The organism is Streptacidiphilus sp. BW17 (genome assembly GCF_041262485.1).
Classification (GTDB): Bacteria; Actinomycetota; Actinomycetes; order Streptomycetales; family Streptomycetaceae; genus Streptacidiphilus.
In genome coordinates, this window is record NZ_JBGCCR010000054.1 from 1 (window position 1) to 16,568 (window position 16,568).

18 protein-coding genes and 1 pseudogene are annotated in these 16,568 nt (G+C 69.2%); 10 read left to right on the top strand and 9 right to left on the bottom strand.

The features are described from left to right. Both ctaD and ABH940_RS35415 read right to left on the bottom strand, forming a co-directional pair. Positions 1–1,642 (bottom strand): cytochrome c oxidase subunit I (gene ctaD, locus ABH940_RS35410; protein ID WP_370107150.1); only part of this gene is annotated, 1,642 nt, incomplete at its 3' end. 255 nt (positions 1,643–1,897) lie between these two features. Continuing rightward, complete coding sequence (locus tag ABH940_RS35415) at positions 1,898–2,407, bottom strand: hypothetical protein (RefSeq protein ID WP_370107151.1); 510 nt, start codon at positions 2,405–2,407, stop codon at positions 1,898–1,900. Positions 2,408–2,565: 158 nt separating this feature from the next. Here ABH940_RS35415 and ABH940_RS35420 point away from each other — a divergent pair, with 158 nt between their 5' ends. The 8 genes and pseudogenes from ABH940_RS35420 (at position 2,566) to ABH940_RS35455 (ending at position 9,953) form a co-directional block, all read left to right on the top strand. Continuing rightward, the gene (locus ABH940_RS35420) at positions 2,566–3,453 is read left to right on the top strand and encodes a nitrilase-related carbon-nitrogen hydrolase (protein WP_370072867.1); all 888 of its coding nucleotides are present in this window, start codon (positions 2,566–2,568) and stop codon (positions 3,451–3,453) included. A gap of 6 nt (positions 3,454–3,459) precedes the next feature. After that, positions 3,460–4,869: an aspartate aminotransferase family protein gene (locus tag ABH940_RS35425; RefSeq protein WP_370107162.1), complete on the top strand. Its 1,410-nt coding sequence runs from the start codon at positions 3,460–3,462 to the stop codon at positions 4,867–4,869. Then, positions 4,866–6,272, top strand: a complete 1,407-nt coding sequence (gene hydA, locus ABH940_RS35430; RefSeq protein ID WP_370107152.1) for a dihydropyrimidinase — start codon at positions 4,866–4,868, stop codon at positions 6,270–6,272. The genes ABH940_RS35425 and hydA overlap by 4 nt, the downstream gene beginning before the upstream one ends. Before the next feature lie 10 nt (positions 6,273–6,282). Continuing rightward, positions 6,283–7,299, top strand: coding sequence for a TIGR03842 family LLM class F420-dependent oxidoreductase (locus ABH940_RS35435; RefSeq protein ID WP_370107153.1), 1,017 nt, complete (start codon positions 6,283–6,285; stop codon positions 7,297–7,299). Positions 7,300–7,439: 140 nt separating this feature from the next. Then, positions 7,440–7,799, top strand: a pseudogene (locus ABH940_RS35440) (hypothetical protein); the annotation flags it as partial. 481 nt (positions 7,800–8,280) lie between these two features. Then, positions 8,281–8,985 (top strand): hypothetical protein, encoded by a 705-nt coding sequence (locus ABH940_RS35445; protein WP_370107154.1) that lies wholly within the window; start codon positions 8,281–8,283, stop codon positions 8,983–8,985. Positions 8,986–8,998: 13 nt separating this feature from the next. After that, positions 8,999–9,211: an MbtH family protein gene (locus ABH940_RS35450; protein WP_370072863.1), complete on the top strand. Its 213-nt coding sequence runs from the start codon at positions 8,999–9,001 to the stop codon at positions 9,209–9,211. A gap of 253 nt (positions 9,212–9,464) precedes the next feature. Next, the gene (locus ABH940_RS35455) at positions 9,465–9,953 is read left to right on the top strand and encodes a hypothetical protein (protein ID WP_370072862.1); all 489 of its coding nucleotides are present in this window, start codon (positions 9,465–9,467) and stop codon (positions 9,951–9,953) included. Between the two features lie 149 nt (positions 9,954–10,102). Here ABH940_RS35455 and ABH940_RS35460 read toward each other — a convergent pair whose 3' ends face one another. Together ABH940_RS35460 and ABH940_RS35465 are read right to left on the bottom strand one after the other, a co-directional pair. Beyond that, positions 10,103–10,360 carry a transposase gene (locus ABH940_RS35460; RefSeq protein WP_370107163.1) on the bottom strand — a complete coding sequence of 86 codons (258 nt, stop codon included), beginning with the start codon at positions 10,358–10,360 and terminating at the stop codon, positions 10,103–10,105. Continuing rightward, entirely contained in the window at positions 10,324–10,575 is a 252-nt protein-coding gene (locus tag ABH940_RS35465; RefSeq protein ID WP_370072861.1) for a hypothetical protein, read from the bottom strand. Before ABH940_RS35465 ends, ABH940_RS35460 begins: the two co-directional genes overlap by 37 nt. Before the next feature lie 351 nt (positions 10,576–10,926). Here ABH940_RS35465 and ABH940_RS35470 point away from each other — a divergent pair, with 351 nt between their 5' ends. Together ABH940_RS35470 and ABH940_RS35475 are read left to right on the top strand one after the other, a co-directional pair. Then, positions 10,927–11,562 carry a hypothetical protein gene (locus ABH940_RS35470; RefSeq protein WP_370107155.1) on the top strand — a complete coding sequence of 212 codons (636 nt, stop codon included), beginning with the start codon at positions 10,927–10,929 and terminating at the stop codon, positions 11,560–11,562. Then, positions 11,501–12,604: a tyrosine-type recombinase/integrase gene (locus ABH940_RS35475; protein WP_370107156.1), complete on the top strand. Its 1,104-nt coding sequence runs from the start codon at positions 11,501–11,503 to the stop codon at positions 12,602–12,604. Before ABH940_RS35470 ends, ABH940_RS35475 begins: the two co-directional genes overlap by 62 nt. A 3-nt stretch (positions 12,605–12,607) precedes the next feature. On the opposite strand, the gene ABH940_RS35480 is transcribed toward ABH940_RS35475, so the two are convergent. From ABH940_RS35480 to ABH940_RS35500, 5 genes are all read right to left on the bottom strand, one after another. Continuing rightward, a complete protein-coding gene (locus ABH940_RS35480) occupies positions 12,608–13,120 on the bottom strand; it encodes a hypothetical protein (protein WP_370107157.1) in 513 nt (170 codons plus the stop codon). A gap of 62 nt (positions 13,121–13,182) precedes the next feature. After that, positions 13,183–13,497 carry a transposase gene (locus tag ABH940_RS35485; RefSeq protein ID WP_370072858.1) on the bottom strand — a complete coding sequence of 105 codons (315 nt, stop codon included), beginning with the start codon at positions 13,495–13,497 and terminating at the stop codon, positions 13,183–13,185. A gap of 514 nt (positions 13,498–14,011) precedes the next feature. Beyond that, complete coding sequence (locus tag ABH940_RS35490) at positions 14,012–15,259, bottom strand: beta-ketoacyl synthase (protein WP_370072857.1); 1,248 nt, start codon at positions 15,257–15,259, stop codon at positions 14,012–14,014. Continuing rightward, positions 15,256–15,489 (bottom strand): acyl carrier protein, encoded by a 234-nt coding sequence (locus tag ABH940_RS35495; RefSeq protein WP_370072856.1) that lies wholly within the window; start codon positions 15,487–15,489, stop codon positions 15,256–15,258. The genes ABH940_RS35490 and ABH940_RS35495 overlap by 4 nt, the downstream gene beginning before the upstream one ends. Before the next feature lie 44 nt (positions 15,490–15,533). Further along, entirely contained in the window at positions 15,534–16,565 is a 1,032-nt protein-coding gene (locus ABH940_RS35500; protein ID WP_370072855.1) for a beta-ketoacyl-ACP synthase III, read from the bottom strand. Between the last annotated feature and the right edge of the window lie 3 nt (positions 16,566–16,568).

Below are 16,568 nucleotides of genomic sequence, written 5' to 3' on the forward strand. Positions count from 1 at the left end.
TCGCCGGGTGGTGCAGTTCGAAGGCGGGGGACTCGGAGCGGATGCGGGGCAGCGTGAGGAAGTTGTGCCGCGGCGGCGGGCAGGAGGTCGCCCACTCGAGCGAGCGGCCGTAGCCCCAGGGGTCGTCGACCTCGACCTTCTCGCCGTACTGGGCGGTCTTCCAGACGTTGTAGAGGAACGGCAGGAGCGACACGCCCAGGATGTAGGAGCCGATGGTCGAGATCACGTTGAGGGTGGTGAAGCCGTCGGACGGCAGGTAGGTGGCGTAGCGGCGCGGCATGCCCTCGGCGCCCAGCCAGTGCTGCACCAGGAAGGTGGTGTGGAAGCCGATGAAGAGCAGCCAGAAGCAGATCTTGCCCAGACGCTCGTCGAGCATCTTGCCGGTCATCTTGGGCCACCAGAAGTGGAAGCCCGCGAACATCGCGAACACGACGGTGCCGAAGACCACGTAGTGGAAGTGGGCGACGACGAAGTACGAGTCCGAGGCATGGAAGTCGATCGGCGGGGAGGCGAGCAGAACACCCGTCAGACCACCGAAGACGAAGGTGACCAGGAAGCCGATGGTCCACAGCATCGGGGTCTCGAAGCTGAGCGAGCCCCGCCACATGGTGCCGATCCAGTTGAAGAACTTGACGCCGGTCGGCACTGCGATCAGGAACGTCATGAAGGCGAAGAACGGCAGCAGCACCGCGCCGGTGACGTACATGTGGTGGGCCCACACGGTCACGGACAGGCCGGCGATCGCGATGGTGGCCGCGATCAGCGACTGGTAACCGAACATCGGCTTGCGCGAGAAGACCGGCACGACCTCGGAGATGATGCCGAAGAACGGCAGCGCGATGATGTACACCTCTGGGTGCCCGAAGAACCAGAACAGGTGCTGCCACAGGATGGCACCACCGTTGGCCGGGTCGAAGACGTGCGCACCGAACTTGCGGTCGGCCTCCAGTGCCAGGAGCGAGGCGGCCAGGACCGGAAAGGCCAGCAGGACCAGGACAGCGGTCAGCAGGACGTTCCACACGAAGATCGGCATCCGGAACATGGTCATGCCCGGGGCGCGCATGCAGACGATGGTGGTGATGAAGTTCACCGAACCGAGGATGGTGCCGAAGCCGGAGAGCGCCAGACCCATGATCCACATGTCGCCGCCGATGCCCGGGCTGTGGATCGCGTCCGAGAGTGGCGAGTAGGCGAACCAGCCGAAGTCGGCTGCTCCCTCCGGGGTGAGGAACCCGCCGACCACGATCAGCGAGCCGAACAGGTAGAGCCAGTAGGCGAAGGCGTTGAGTCGGGGGAACGCGACGTCGGGGGCGCCGATCTGGAGCGGCATGATCCAGTTTGCGAAGCCGGCGAACAGCGGCGTGGCGAACATCAGCAGCATGATCGTGCCGTGGATCGTGAACGCCTGGTTGAACTGTTCGTTCGTCACCAGTGTGTTGTCGGGCTTGATCAGCTGGCTGCGGATCACCAGGGCCAGGACGCCGCCGACGAGAAAGAAGGCGAATGAGGTGATCATGTAGAGTGAGCCGATGGTCTTGTGGTCCGTGGTGGTCAGCCACTTGACGATGGCCTGGCCCGGGGCCGGCGGCTTGCGCTGCGCGGGGATCGCCTCGGTCGCGACGGTGGGTTCTGCGGCCTGCATTGTTCTCCTCGTGCGCGTCCCCGCACTGGTCGAGCGCCATGGGGCCCGTGGGTGCTGAGTGGCCGTCTGTCCGGTTTGGCCGGAACGTTAGTGACTCCCCGTCCAGCGCAAATGCGACACGCCGGACCGACGCCTGCCACGTAGCCAGTCGTGTGTACCGACTGCTCCGTCCGAGTGAGCCGCACCCCCGCTGATCCGCCCGGCCGGTGCCCGGCTGGGCGGATCAGCGGGGGTGCAGACACCAGCCCCAGGGCGTCACTCCGTCGGACTGTCGAGGGCCTCGTCGAGGGTGGCGGCGGCGATGAGCGAGAGGTGGGTGAGCCAGTTGAAGGCACTCACCTGTGCAGCGGGACTGACCCCGCCCCTCTCCATCGTCTGCAGGAACCCCTCGACAACGTTGAAGTCGAAGGTGTTCATCCGCCGACTGGCAAGGGCCGGATAGAGGTGGTTGCTCAGCATCGAGTCCAGGCTCCGCACCGAACCGGGAGAGAGGTCACGCTGGCCGGCCCTCCACTCCGTCACGTGCTCCTTGAAGCGCATGGCGCCGTATTTGCGGATGCGCTCGGCTTTGCCGGGGTTCTTTGCCGCGAGCTCCCGCTTCTCCCGGTAGATCTCCGTCAGGCGGGCGATGGCCTTCTCCTGGTTGGAGAACCCAGCCTCCTCGGTCTGCTGCCCCTGGGCGTCCCGGTACCTGATCGTGTAGTCGTGCGGGCACTTCGCCCACCGCGACTCGGGAAGTGTGCAGTCCTTGAAGAACCTGCCCATGCCGCGGGCCAGGGTCTTTGCTGACCACGGAGGGTGCGACACACCTCTGAGCTGGGAAGAAAACGCCAGAGCTGTGATATGCCCGACATATTGCCAAGAGGGTTCAGGGCGACCATGCTTCTACGCACGTAGAACGACGCTGAAGGCGAGGCCACAGGATGTCGGATTCCGTCAGCAGGTCATCGAACAGCAGCACCGGCGGCCCCTCCCGGGTGGTGCGGGCGGCGTTGGTGCAGACGCGGTGGACCGGGGACACCGCGTCCATGGTGGAGCTGCACGAGCGGTACGCGCGCGAGGCCGCCGCGCAGGGGGCGGAAGTGATCGGGTTTCAGGAGGTGTTCAACGCACCGTACTTCTGCCAGGTGCAGGAGCCCGAGCACTACCGGTGGGCCGAGGCCGTGCCGGACGGCCCGACGGTGAGCCGGATGCGGGAGCTGGCACGCGAGCTGAACATGGTGATGGTCGTCCCCGTCTACGAGGTCGAGCAGCCCGGCGTCTACTACAACACCGCCGCCGTGATCGACGCCGACGGCAGCTACCTCGGCAAGTACCGCAAACACCACATTCCGCAGGTCAAGGGCTTCTGGGAGAAGTACTACTTCAAGCCCGGCAACCTCGGCTGGCCCGTCTTCGACACGGCCGTCGGCAAGGTCGGCGTCTACATCTGCTACGACCGCCACTTCCCCGAGGGCTGGCGGGCGCTCGGGTTGGCCGGGGCGGAGATCGTCTACAACCCGTCCGCGACCAGCCGCGGCCTCTCCGCCTACCTGTGGCAGCTGGAGCAGCCGGCCGCGGCGGTGGCGAACGAGTACTTCGTGGCCGCCATCAACCGGGTCGGCGTCGAGGAGTACGGCGACAACGACTTCTACGGCACCAGCTACTTCGTGGACCCGCGTGGGCAGTTCGTCGGCGAGGTCGCGTCGGACAAGGAGGAGGAGCTGGTGGTCCGCGACCTCGACCTCGGGCTGATCGAGGAGGTCCGCCAACAGTGGGCCTTCTACCGCGACCGTCGCCCCGACGCCTACGGCCCGCTCGCGGAGGCATAAGTGACCATGACCTCGACGGGCGACGAGAAGTCGGGCGAGACGACGGGCGACGAGACGACGGGCGACCGGACGACGGGTGACGAGAAGTCGGTAACACAAAGCGCAGAGGGCACCTCACTGCTGGCCAGGCACCGGGCCGTGACCCCCTCCTGGCTCGCGCTCTACTACCGTGAGCCGCTGGAGCTGACCCACGGCGAGGGCCGTCACGTCCACGGCTCCGACGGCCGCCGCTACCTGGACTTCTTCGGCGGCATCCTGACCACCATGACCGCCCACGCGCTGCCCGAGGTCACCCGGGCGGTCGCGGACCAGGCCGGGCGGATCCTGCACAGCTCGACGCTCTACCTCTCCACGCCCATGGTGGAGTTGGCCGAGCAGATCGCCGAGCTGTCCGGCATTCCGGACGCCAAGGTCTTCTTCACCACCTCCGGCACCGAGGCCAACGACGCCGCGCTGCTGCTGGCGACCACCGCGCGCCGCTCCAACCAGGTGCTGGCGATGCGGAACAGCTACCACGGCCGCTCGTTCAGCACGGTCGGCATCACCGGCAACAGCGCCTGGTCGCCGACCAGCCTATCGCCGCTGCAGACGCTCTACGTCCACGGCTCGGTCCGCACCAGCGGGCCCTTCGCGCACTTGGACGACAAGGCGTTCATCGAGGCCTGCACGGCGGACCTCACGGACATGCTGGGCCAGGTCGGCGGCCCGGTGGCCGCCCTGATCGCCGAACCGATCCAGGGCGTCGGCGGGTTCACCCACGGCCCCGACGGGCTCTTCGCCGCGTTCAAGCGGGTGTTGGACCGGCACGGCATCCTGTGGATCAGCGACGAGGTGCAGACCGGCTGGGGCCGCACCGGCGACCACTTCTGGGGCTGGCAGGCCCACGCCGAGGCGGGACCGCCCGACGCGTTGACCTTCGCCAAGGGGCTGGGCAACGGCCTTTCCATCGGCGGCGTGGTCGGCCGGGCCGAACTGATGGACTGTCTGACCGCCAACTCCATCTCGACGTTCGGCGGCAGCCCGGTCACCACCGCCGGTGCGCTGGCCAATCTGCGCTACGCCCTTGACCACGACCTGCAGGGCAACGCCCGCCACGTCGGCGCGGTGCTGCGCGAGCGGATCGAGGCGGGCGCGAGGCAGCTGCCGATCGTCCGCGAGGTGCGCGGGCGGGGGCTGATGCTCGGCGTCGAACTCACAGGCCGCGACGGCGAACCGTCCGCAGAGGCCGCGTCGCTGGCCCTGGAGCATGCCCGAGACCTGGGCCTGTTGATCGGTAAGGGAGGCTCGCTGGGCAACACCCTGCGCCTCGCCCCGCCGCTCACGCTCACCCGCGACGAGGCGGAGCACGGTGCGGAACTCCTGGTCCAGGCCCTGGACCGGGCGCAGAAGGAGCTGTGGAAGGGGTCCTCCAAGTGAGCCAGGAACGCACCGTCATCCGCGGCGGGTTGGTGATCACCGCCGCCGACGAGGTCCACGCCGACGTGCTGGTCGAGGGCGAGCGCGTGGTCGCCCTCGCGGCCACCGGCAGCCCCGCCGCGCAGGCCTGGGACGCCGAGCGCGTCATCGACGCCACCGACTGCTACGTGATCCCGGGCGGCGTCGACGCGCACACGCACATGGAGCTGCCCTTCGGTGGCACCGCGGCCTCCGACACCTTCGAGACCGGCACCCGCGCCGCCGCCTTCGGCGGGACGACGACCATCGTCGACTTCGCGGTGCAGAGCGTCGGGCACAGCCTGCGTGAGGGGCTGGACGCCTGGCACGCCAAGGCCGAGGGGAAGTGCGCGATCGACTACGGCTTCCACATGATCATGTCCGACGTGACCCAGGGCGTGCTCAAGGAGATGGACGTCCTGGTCGAGGAGGGCGTCACCTCGTTCAAATTGTTCATGTCGTATCCCGGCGTGTTCTTTTCTAACGACGGAGACATTCTCCGAGCGATGCAGCGGTCCGCGAACAATGGCGGGCTGATCATGATGCACGCGGAGAACGGCATCGCGATCGACGTGCTGGTGGAGCAGGCGCTCGCCGCCGGGCACACCGACCCGCGCTACCACGGCGAGGTGCGGCGCGAGCTGCTGGAGGCCGAGGCGACGCACCGCGCGATCCAGTTGGCGCGGGTGGCGGGGGCGCCGCTGTACGTCGTGCACGTCTCTGCCGAGCAGGCGGTCGCGGAGATCGCGCAGGCCCGCGACCTGGGGCTGAACGTCTTCGGTGAGACCTGCCCGCAGTATCTCTTCCTCTCCACCGACAACCTGGCCGAACCGGACTTCGAGGGCGCCAAGTACGTCTGCTCGACGCCGTTGCGGCCCAAGGAGCACCAGGCCGCGCTCTGGCGCGGGCTGCGCACCAACGACCTCTCCGTCGTCTCCACCGACCACTGCCCGTTCTGCTTCGTCGGGCAGAAGGAGCTGGGCCGCGGGGACTTCTCGAAGATCCCCAACGGCCTGCCGGGCGTGGAGAACCGGATGGACCTGCTGCACCAGGCCGTCCTGGACGGCCACATCTCGCGGCGGCGCTGGATCGAGCTGGCCTGCGCGACGCCCGCCCGGATGTTCGGCCTCTACCCGCGCAAGGGCACCATCGCGCCCGGCGCGGACGCGGATGTCGTGATCTTCGATCCGCGCCGGCGCTACACCATGTCCGCGGCCACCCACCACATGAACGTCGACTACTCCGCCTACGAGGGCCGCCAGGTCACCGGGCAGGCGCGGACCGTGCTCTCGCGCGGCGCGGTCGTCGTCGACGGCGGCGAGTACCTCGGTCACGCCGGACACGGCACCTTCGTTCCCCGCGCCACGAGTTCGTACCTGCTCTGAAAGGCCCCGCATGGACATCGGCCTCGTGCTCCAGACCGACCCCCCGGCCCGTCTGCTCGTCGAGCGGATGCAACGGGCCGAGTCGGCCGGGTTCACCCACGGCTGGACCTTCGACTCCTGCGTGCTGTGGCAGGAGCCGTTCGTGATCTACAGCCAGATCCTCGCGCAGACCCAGCGGTTGACGCTCGGCCCGATGGTCACCAACCCCGTCACCCGCACCTGGGAGGTCACCGCCTCCCTGTTCGCCACGCTGAACGACATGTTCGGCAACCGCACCGTCTGCGGCATCGGCCGCGGCGACTCCGCCCAGCGGGTCGCCGGGCGCAAGCCGGCGACGCTGGAGCGGCTCTCGCACGCCATGCACGTCATCAAGGAGCTCGCGGAGGGCCGCGAGGCCGAGGTCGACGGCACGGTGATGCGGATCCCCTGGATCAGCGGCGACCCGAAGCTGCCGATCTGGATGGGCGCCTACGGGCCGAAGGCCCTGGAGCTCACCGGCCGCCAGGCCGACGGGTTCATCCTCCAGTTGGCGGACCCGTTCCTGACGGAGTGGATGGTCAAGGCGGTGCGCCGCGCCGCTGAGGAGGCCGGGCGCGATCCAGCCTCCGTCACGGTCTGCGTCGCCGCCCCGGCGTACGTCACCGACGGCAGCGAGGAGCAGCTCGCGCACGCCCGCGAGCAGTGCCGCTGGTTCGGCGGCATGGTCGGCAACCACGTCGCCGACCTCGTCTCCCGGTACGGCGAGCACAGCGGCATGGTGCCCGACGCGCTCACCGACTACATCAAGGAGCGCCAAGGCTACGACTACTCCCACCACGGCCGCGCGGGCAACCCGGACACCGCGTTCGTCCCGGACGAGATCGTGGACCGCTTCTGCCTCATCGGCACGCCGCAGCAGCACCTGGAGAAGCTGGAGCACCTGCGATCCCTCGGCGTCGACCAGTTCGCAATCTACGCCATGCACGACGCCGTCGAACCGACCATCGACGCCTACGGCGAACACATCGTCCCCACCCTGAAAGGCTGACATTCAAGACACCTGAGGTGGTGCCGGGCGGGCTCCGGCACCATCCGTACCTCGCTCGGGCAGGACTAGCCTGCGCGCTTCACTTGCAGTGCTGTCCGGATGATGACCGGGAAAGCGAAAGTGCCTTCTCCGCTGGGATGATGAGGCTTGTCGAAGGTCTCTGTCAGCCCAGCGGGAAGGCACTGTCTACGTGCACACTACCGGGTCGCGTCGTCTCCGCCGACGGGCGCGGGGTGGTCAGCCACGCCGGATCGCGTCTGCTGGCCGATCTCGCCGATGCCACCGGTCTCACGAACGCGTTCGGTGATGCCCTGCGCCGGCTTCGTCCGCGCGGCACCGGCCACGACCCGGGCCGCATCGCGGTCGACCTGGCGGTGATGCTCGCCGACGGTGGCGAGGCGATCGCCGACCTGGCCCTGCTACGGGACCAGCCCGAGGTGTTCGGCTCGGTCTCCGCTCCTACCGCCTGGCGGCTGCTGGCCGGCATCGACCCGGCCGCCCCCTCTCTGTCACCCTTGGGTGAGACATCCCGCTTTGTCGGGTTAGCCTGAGAGGGCCCGAGTACGAGTTCCGCCCCTGATGACCAGCACCAATCCGTCCGCAGTCGACCCGGCTCCCAGGCCGAAGCGCCGCACGTTCAGCCCCGGGTACAGCTGCGGATCGTGGCCGAGTACGACGCCGCGCCCGAGGGCGAGAAGGGTGCCGTGCTGCGCCGTGAGCGCCTGTACCACTCGCACGTCCCCGAGTGGCGGGCCGCGCGCGATGCCGGGGCCCTGGAGAACCTGGTCGACGCCGCACGAGCCCGGCCCGCCCGAAGAAGTCCGCCGCCGAGGCCGAGAACGAGAAGCTGCGCCGGCAGGTGGAACGGCTCGAGAAGGGGCTCGCCCGGGACAAGGCCGCGCTGGAGGTCCTGGGAAAAGCTTCGGCGCTCTTGGAAATGATCTCCGAGGGCGCGGACTGAAGCACGCCGCCGACCCGGTCATGGACGAGGCGTTCACCGGCCTTGAACACGAGCTGGGTATCGCTGCCGCGTGCCGGCTGACCGGACGCTCGCGGGCCACCCACTACCGCAGGCTGAAGCCACCGCCGGTGCGCGCGCCAAGAACGCCCAGGGTCCAGCCGGCGGAGCTGACGGCTGAAGAGCGTGACGCGGTACTGGAGTTGATGAACAGCGCCGAGTACGCCGAGCTGCCACCCGCACAGATCTGGGCCCGCGAGCTGGATACCGGGCGCTACCACTGCTCGGTCTCCACGATGTACCGGATCCTGCGTGAGCGGGGGCAGTCGGGCGAGCGTCGCCGCCAGGCCGTCCACCCGGCCAACACGGTGCCCGAGCTGGTCGCCGACGGCCCCTCCCAGGTGTTCACGTGGAAGTTCGAGGACCGGATGGTGGCGCGTATGGACCGTAGTGGCCGGTGCGCCTTCTCCTGGTCCCGCTCAGCAGTGGCGGCGACTCGGCCATCGAGCCTTGGCACGCTCCGTCGCGGCCACCTTGGCACCATGGGCGACGTGGGTCAAGACCGACCGCAGATGGTGCGAAGTGCCTTGTTCAACCGGTGCGGGGCCGCAGTCAGACGGATAATCGGGGCCACGGCGTGCTCGGTGCGGCGGTTGTTTGACTCCGACTCGGCACCCTGGGCCATAGTGGGCCGCGGTGGGACCGGACGGTCCACATCATGCCCGTAGGAAGGACGACGTGATGACGAACCCGTTCGAGGACGCTGACGCGAACTACCTGGTCCTGGTCAACGACGAGGGCCAGCACTCGCTGTGGCCGGTCTTCATCGAGGTGCCGGCCGGCTGGACCTCGGTGTTCGGCGAGGCTGCGCGGCAGGAGTGCCTCGACTACATCGAGGCGAACTGGACCGACATGCGCCCCAAGAGCCTGATCGCTGCGATGGCCCAGAGCTGATCAGCCTACACCCCCGTCGGCACCCCCGAAGGCCGCTCCCCTCGTGGAAGCGGCCTTCGGGGGTGCCGCGACCGGGCGCCGGCTCCCTAACGGCATGAGGACACCAGAGAGGTAGCTCCCGTGGAGCGATGTGTGCTGAGAAGCGATTCCCAAAGCGGACGTAGCTTCAAGTTTTTGCTGCTCAGGCTTGTAGCCGTCGTCGGGTAGGCAGCTGGATCCGCTGTGTTCATGTTCGCTGGGTCGGAGGTGGCGGATGCCGTCGGTGGTGGGATTGCTGGAGGAGCGCGAACGGGCCGCATTGGCTCGGGCGGAGGAGCTTCGCATCGAGCTGGAGAGACTCCAGGCGGCGGTGGCTGAGGCCGAGGAGGCCGCGCGGCGTGCGGCCGTCGTGTGTGAGGAGGTCGTCGCGGCCTTGGCCGCGGCGCCGGCCGTGTCTGATGTCGAGGCGGTGGAGGTCGTGGGCAGCGCCGCACCCAGGGTCCAAGTTCCGCGGTGGCAGCCGGGGTTGGACCGTTCGGTGTTGTCGGGTGACTGCGCGGCGATCGTGGCGCTGGTCGAGGGTGACGCGGCTGGCAGTGGGGAAGGCGTGCGGGCCCGACGGATGCGTGATCATCTCGGCTGGCAGGCCAGTGATGCGCGGGAGCAGGCCGCTCGGTTCCGCGCCAAGCGGCTGGTGGAGTGCGGGTGGTTGAGGGAGGAGCGGCCGGGGTTGTTCAGGCCGCGGCGGGGGTGGGCCGGTTGAGACGCCGTTGTGCGGGAGTGCCCCGGCGGGCCAGGCGCCGGGTGGCGGGGATGCTCGCGGCCCACCAGGCCATCGCCTCGGCGCTGTCGGTGCGACTCTCGTAGTCGCGGGCCAGGCGGCGGGCCCGGACCAGGTGGGAGAAGCTGCGTTCAACGACCCAGCGGCGCGGCAGGGACGGTGAACCCGCGGGCGTCGTCGGGGCGTTTGACGATGGTCAAGGCCAGGGCGAGGACGGTGGAGGCGAAGTCGACGAGCCAGCCGGTGTATCCGCCGTCGGCCCAAACCAGGGTGATAGCTCGGTGGCGGGCGCACAGGCGCTGGAGCAGGTCGCGGCCGGCGTCGCGGTCGCTGACCGAGGCCGCGGTGACTATTACGACCAGCAGCAGACCGAGGGTGTCGACGGCGATGTGCCGCCTACGGCCCTTATCTTGAGCCTTTTCCCGGCGTCGAAACCGCGCGTAGCGGCGGGCACGGTGGCGTCACCCTTCACCGACTGCGAGTCGGTGATCGCGGCGGTGGGCTCTTCCTTCTTGCCGGCCAAGGCGCGCAGGCTTTTTCGCAGCCGGCCGTAGAGTTCCTTGATGAGGTCGTTGTCGCGCCAGCGGCGGAAGAACCGGTACACGGCCCGCCTATCAGTTACGTGGAATCACACGCCGCAGGAGCCATCTCGTATCCTGCGGCGTCCCCATGGGCTGAGGAGCTCATCGGCCGCGTTGGACAACGGTCGGCCTGCTGTTTGGGCCTGGCCGCTCGACCCCGCCTGCTACGACCGTCAAGCGCTCCTGACCGGCGCTGAACCGCAAGCGCTCAGGACCCTATCGCCCGCCGAGTCTTCGGCGAGGTCGCGGTCGAGGACGCCGTCGGGAAGGTCCTGACGGTCCTGGGCGACTGGGGCTACCAGCGCGGCCCGGACTGCCTCACCTCGGCCGTCTGCCAGATTCTGCTGCTGAACCGCAGTCCCCGGCTGGAGGACTTGTCGAGTTCGGCCCTGGCAGCGATCCGTGCGACGCCGGCCATGCAGGGCGGCCAGTGGACCAGCGATCTCCACGGGATCCATCGAGCCCTGGCCGCTCTCGGTCACGCTGAGCAGCCGCCGCGTCCCCGGCACGGACCCGGGCCCACGGCGATCGAGGGCGCCCCGGGCAGTTGGGCCGAGTGGGTGGAGCGCTGGCAGGCGACCTCGACGCTGACTCCGGGGGTCCGCGCCAGTTACCGAAGCGTCCTGGCGAAGATCGGCCGCTGGCTGGCCGCCGAGCACCCCGAGGTCACGGCACCGGAGCACTGGACCCGCCAGACCTGCGCGTCCTGGGTCGCGGCGGTCGACCGCATGACGGTCGGCGACTTCTCGCAGTGGACCGCGGGCATGCGGTCCCAGGGCCGGATCGGGAAGCCGCTCACACCGGAGTCGAAGTCGGGCTACCTGAAGGTGCCCCGCGCGTTCTTCCGCGACCTGCACGAGTGGGAGTGGATACCGCTCCGCTTCAACCCGGCCCACGCGCTGAGGACTCCCGGCAGCCGTCCGGGCCCTCATGGGTCCGGACCCCCGGGTGATCGCCGACGACATCTGGGCGAAGCTCTTGTGGGCCGGGCTGAACGTCGAGTCCGGTGACCTGCCGACCGCGGACGGTCGCACCTACCCGGCCGAGCTGATTCGGGCCATCACGCTGACCTGGCTCTTCGCCGGACAACGCAGCGACGAGATCGCCCGACTCCGGGTCGGCTGCATCCGCTGGCAGCACGATGGCCTGCCCATCCCCGGTGACTCCGGCGAGGTCCTGGCCCGCGACGCCGTTTGCCTGCTCGACGTCCCCACCCACAAGACCGGCACCGCGTTCACCAAGCCCGTCGACCCGCTGCTTGGGCATGCGATCGAGGCCTGGCAGGCGGTCCGCCCCGGTCAGCCCGCCATCCTCGACCCGAAGACCAACGAGCGCGCGGACTTCCTCTTCACTTTCCGCGCGCGCAGGGTCTCCAAGGACTACATCAACGGGACGATCATCCCGATGCTCTGCCGCAAGGCAGGTGTCCCCACCGCCGACGTCCGCGGCAACATCACCAGCCGCCGGGCCCGATCCGCCCTCGCCAGCCAGCTCTACAACGCCAAGGAGCCCATGACCCTGTTCGAGCTCCAGGAGTGGCTCGGCCACCGGACGCCCGAAGCCACGGCCCACTACGCGAAAATCACCCCGAACACGCTGGCCAGGGCCTACAAAGACGCTGGCTACTTCGCCCGCAACGTCCGCACTGTCGAAGTGCTCGTCGACTGTGACGCAGTCGCTTCTGGGGCCGCCGCGAATGGCGAACCCTGGCAGTACTATGACCTCGGCCACGGCTGGTGCACCTACACATTCTTCGAGCAGTGCCAGCACCGCATGGCCTGCGCACGCTGCGACTTCTACACCCCGAAGGCCTCCAGCAAGGGCCAACTCCTGGAGGCCAAGGAGAACCTGCAGAAGATGCTCGCGGCCATCCCCCTGACGGACGACGAACGAGCTGCGGTGGACGATGGCCAAGCCGCCCTTGACCAGCTGCTGGAGCGACTCACCGACGTCCCTATTCCGGCCCGGCCGACTCCCCGGCAGATCGGTATCCCCGCGCAGGTCACTTTGCTGCCGGTCATTGAGATCAACCGGAAACCGACAGGGCAGTAGTCCTCAACGGCTCAGCCGGTGCCGAACGTAGTCCGGCTGGGCCTCACCGACCTCGATGCGGTTCTCGTCGAGTCCGTTGGCGATCCGCAGACAGTCCCCGGCGAAGGCAAACTCCACCGCCACCGTCCCAGCCGCCAGGTCGTGACCTGGCGGCCGCCACTCAAGGAGCGCGACGTCGCGCAGTTCCTGCCCGACGAACGATTCGAGGCGCTCATCGCGCTGAGACCACTGGGGCGTCAGCTCGGACCACTCCCATCCGGCGATGTCCGCCGTGGTGTCGATCGTGTTCCAGCCGATCGAGAGCTCGTCGAGCTTCCAGTGGCAGACCTCTACCTGGATGCCGTCGAAGTCCAGCACCACCGGGCAGTCGGCGAACCAGTCCCCGTCCTCGGCGAAACGCACCACGGCGAAGCCCGTCAGCCGCCTGCCGGCGAGCGTCGCCAGCCGTGATCCGTGCGCCTGCCGAATCGCCTCGAACCCGACCAGGAAGGACGGCTCGAAACCAGAGATTCCCATGTCCACAGCCTGAGTCTCTCGGCCGTCTGCCCAATCGGCCAACACAAATCGACCAGCAGGATCTACCGAGCCACTTGACGGATCGGATTCCACAGAAAGTTGGGGAAGTCGGCGGGCAGACTGGCCCAGCGCAGGCCCTCGGCGACCAGGTAGCGTACTGCGTCGAGCATTTGACGGTGGCAGTAGCCTTCCGGGCGCCCGCCGCGGCCGTTCAACCAGGCCGGAACCGGAAGCAGTGGCCGGACCAAGGTCCATTCCACCTCTGTCAGGTCGCTGGCGTATCGACGGGCGCGATCCGGCTGGTCGGCGGCGTTGCCGAACTGATGGGCGAGGCAGTCGCACGACATGCCGGAACTGGACGAGGACAGGGCGGACACGCCACAGTGGGGCACCAGGGCCTCCTGGTTCTCGGCTGACTCGACATCACCGAGTTGCGTAGGAGGCCCTTCTCTTATGCACTCACCGCCGAGCGACCACCCGAACGAGGCTGATGTACACATAAGTTCGGATCACGGCCGTGTCGCTCGGTCTGGAAATCGCTTCTGATGCCACCAGCCCTTGACTTGACGGCAGGCGGTGCCAACTCCTTTGAGGAGTGGCAGGTGACCAAGGTGGCGTCGATGTCCAGGACAAGGCCGGGTAGTTGACGTCCACCGGCGTGTGAGGCGGGGATGCCGTCGCGGGTTTCGCCGGCCTGCAGCCAGGTGATCTCGCGTGCTGCGGCGCGGGCCGCCCTCAGCGCACCGAGCACGGCAAGCGGCCGTTACTGCCGCAGTGGCGAGTGTGCACTACACCTGTCCCAGGGGCGGATCCCCAGGCGACGATCTACGCCCATGAGGCCGGTCTGGTACGCCTGAGCGGCTACTGAGCCGCCGAGGCGCACCAGACAGCTCAGACGCTCCCCAGGACGACGACGGCGTTCTGGCCGCCGAAGCCGAACGAGTTGCTCACGGCCAGCCGCACCGGAACCTGCCGGGTCGCACCGTGGACGATGTCGATGTCGGCGGCGTCCGGGCCGGTGGAGCGGAAGTTGGCGGTGGGTGGGACCACCCCGTGGGCGATCGACAGGGCGGTGAGTCCGGCCTCGACCGCCCCGGCGGCACCCAGCAGATGGCCGGTGACCCCCTTGGTCGAGACGACCGCCGCGCCCCGCCCGAAGACCCGCTCGATCATCCGGGCCTCGATGTCATCACCCTGCGGAGTGCTGGTCGCATGCGCATTGACGAGGGCCACGTCCGAGGCCTGGACACCGGCGTCGGCGAGCGCCTGTCGCACGGCGAGTTCGGCCCAGTGCCCGTCGGGAGCGGGTGAGGTGAGGTGGTGGGCGTCGGACGTCGCGCCGTAGCCCATCAGCCGTGCGTAGGGATGCCTGCCCCGCGCCGCGGCGTCCACCGCCCGTTCCAGCACCAGCACGGCCGCGCCCTCGCCGAGGACGAAGCCGTTGCGCCGCTCGTCGAACGGCCGGGAAGCGCCGGCCGGATCCGCCGAGTTCCGGGAGAGCGCCTTGAGTCGGTCGAAGGCGGTGACCATCAGGGGCGTCACGGTGGCCTCGGTGCCGCCCGCCAGCACCACGTCGCAGCGGCCCGCGCGGAGCAGGTCCAGGGCGTAGCCGAGAGCGGTGGTACCGCTCGCGCAGGCGGTGGCGACGCTCAGCGAGGGGCCGTGCAGGCCGAGCTCCATCGCCACCGTGCCGGCGGCGATGGAGCTGATGGCCCGGGGCACGGTGAGCGGGTTGACCGTGCGCGGACCGCGGTCCCGCAGCCGCCGCCCCTGCTCCTCCCAGGTCGGCTGGCCGCCGAAGCCGGTACCGAGGACGACACCCACCCTGGCCGGGTCCCAGGACCGGTCCGTCAACTCTGCGTCGGCGACTGCCGCGTGGGCCGAGGCGACGGCGAACTGGGTGAAGGCGTCCATCCGGCGAGCCTCGACGCCGAGGACCAGTTCGGGGTCGAAGCCGGTCACCGCACAACCGAAGTCGACGGTGAGGTTGGTCAGCCGCGGGTCGGCCGAGGCTGTGGGCTCCCCGGCGCAGACCGTCTTCCAGGTGGTGGCGGTGTCGACCCCGGCAGGCGTGACCATGCCGATTCCGGTGATCACCACCTCGGGGCGGCGAAGTCCCGTGACATCGGCGCTGCTCATGCCGGGACGACCGCGCCCTGCGCCTCCAGGAGCGCGGCGATGTCGGCCACGGTGGTCGTGGAGGTCAGGTTGTCCTCGTCGACGGTGACGCCCAGGTCCTCTTCCAACTGGGCGCCCAGCTCCGCCAGCGAGAGCGAGTCGAGTTCCAACTCCCTGCAGGTCATGGTCGGTTCGATGGTCCCGGAGACCTGGTAGGTCGTGCTGAGGATGGTGCAGAGGTAGTCGAACACGGCTGGTTTCCCTTTCGAGCGGTGTGATCTGGCAGCGAGTCGGCTCAGAACTCCGAGTTCACGGCCTGGAGACGCGGCCAGGTGAGGGCGGCCGAACCCCAACTCAAGCCACCACCGAAGGCGGTGAGCACGGTGCGGGCGCCTGGCGTCAGCCGACCGGTGGCTAGCGCAGCGGTCAGCGCCAGTGGGATGGAAGCGGCCGAGGTGTTGCCGGTGCGGGCGATCTCGCAGACCGCGCTCTGCGACGGCACGCCGAGTCGCTCGGCCACCGCCTGAATGATGCGGCCGTTCGCCTGGTGCGGCACCAGGGTGTCGACCATCTCGGGGCTCCATCCGCAGTCCTTCAGCACCCGCGAGGCCGACAGCGCCATCTGCTCGACCGCCCGCAGGTAGACCTTGCGGCCGGCCATGCCGAACCAGCGCGGGCCGTCCGGTTGTTCGAGCTCGCTGGGCACCTGGATGAGGTGGTGGCCCGAGCCGTCACCGCCGAGGTCGAACGCCAACAGCGCGCCCTGGTCCGCGGTGGTACCGCGGCGCAGCACCACCGCGCCCGCGCCGTCGCCGAAGATCACGGCTGTGCCGCGGTCCGTCGGGTCGACGATCCGGGAGTAGATTTCGGACGCCACGATCAGGACGCTGTCGACGACGCCGCTGGTGATCAGGCCGTTGGCCACCGCGGTGGCGTAGACGAACCCGCTGCACACGGCGGAGACGTCGAATGCCGGAACCTGGCCCAGGCCGAGGCGGTGGGCGACCTCGGGCGCTGCGGCTGGGCACGGGCGGTCGGGTGTCGTGGTGGCCAGCACCACGCCGCCGACCGCTCGCAGGCCCGCCGAGCTCAGCGCGTTGGCGCCGGCCTCGCAGGCCAGGTCGCGCATGGACACCCCAGGGGCCGCCCGGCGACGGGCGGCGATGCCGGTGCGGCTGCGGATCCACTCGTCGGTGGTGTCCAGCTGGGCCACCAGCGCGGCGTTGTCGATCTCGGTGTTGGGCAGGCAGGTGCCGAGGCCGGCCAGTACCGAGGTCGGCCGGTCGCGGCGGTCCCCGGATGATGAGGTGGACTCTGTCGTGGACATCGG

Excerpts from the sequence above, each read along its gene's own strand:
- ABH940_RS35415 (WP_370107151.1), bottom strand. The coding sequence starts at position 2,407 with ATGGGCAGGTTCTTCAAGGACTGCACACTTCCCGAGTCGCGGTGGGCG.
- ABH940_RS35420 (WP_370072867.1), top strand. The coding sequence starts at position 2,566 with ATGTCGGATTCCGTCAGCAGGTCATCGAACAGCAGCACCGGCGGCCCC.
- ABH940_RS35425 (WP_370107162.1), top strand. The coding sequence starts at position 3,460 with ATGACCTCGACGGGCGACGAGAAGTCGGGCGAGACGACGGGCGACGAG.
- ABH940_RS35435 (WP_370107153.1), top strand. The coding sequence starts at position 6,283 with ATGGACATCGGCCTCGTGCTCCAGACCGACCCCCCGGCCCGTCTGCTC.
- ABH940_RS35445 (WP_370107154.1), top strand. The coding sequence starts at position 8,281 with ATGGACGAGGCGTTCACCGGCCTTGAACACGAGCTGGGTATCGCTGCC.
- ABH940_RS35450 (WP_370072863.1), top strand. The coding sequence starts at position 8,999 with ATGACGAACCCGTTCGAGGACGCTGACGCGAACTACCTGGTCCTGGTC.
- ABH940_RS35455 (WP_370072862.1), top strand. The coding sequence starts at position 9,465 with ATGCCGTCGGTGGTGGGATTGCTGGAGGAGCGCGAACGGGCCGCATTG.
- ABH940_RS35480 (WP_370107157.1), bottom strand. The coding sequence starts at position 13,120 with ATGGGAATCTCTGGTTTCGAGCCGTCCTTCCTGGTCGGGTTCGAGGCG.
- ABH940_RS35490 (WP_370072857.1), bottom strand. The coding sequence starts at position 15,259 with ATGAGCAGCGCCGATGTCACGGGACTTCGCCGCCCCGAGGTGGTGATC.
- ABH940_RS35500 (WP_370072855.1), bottom strand. The coding sequence starts at position 16,565 with ATGTCCACGACAGAGTCCACCTCATCATCCGGGGACCGCCGCGACCGG.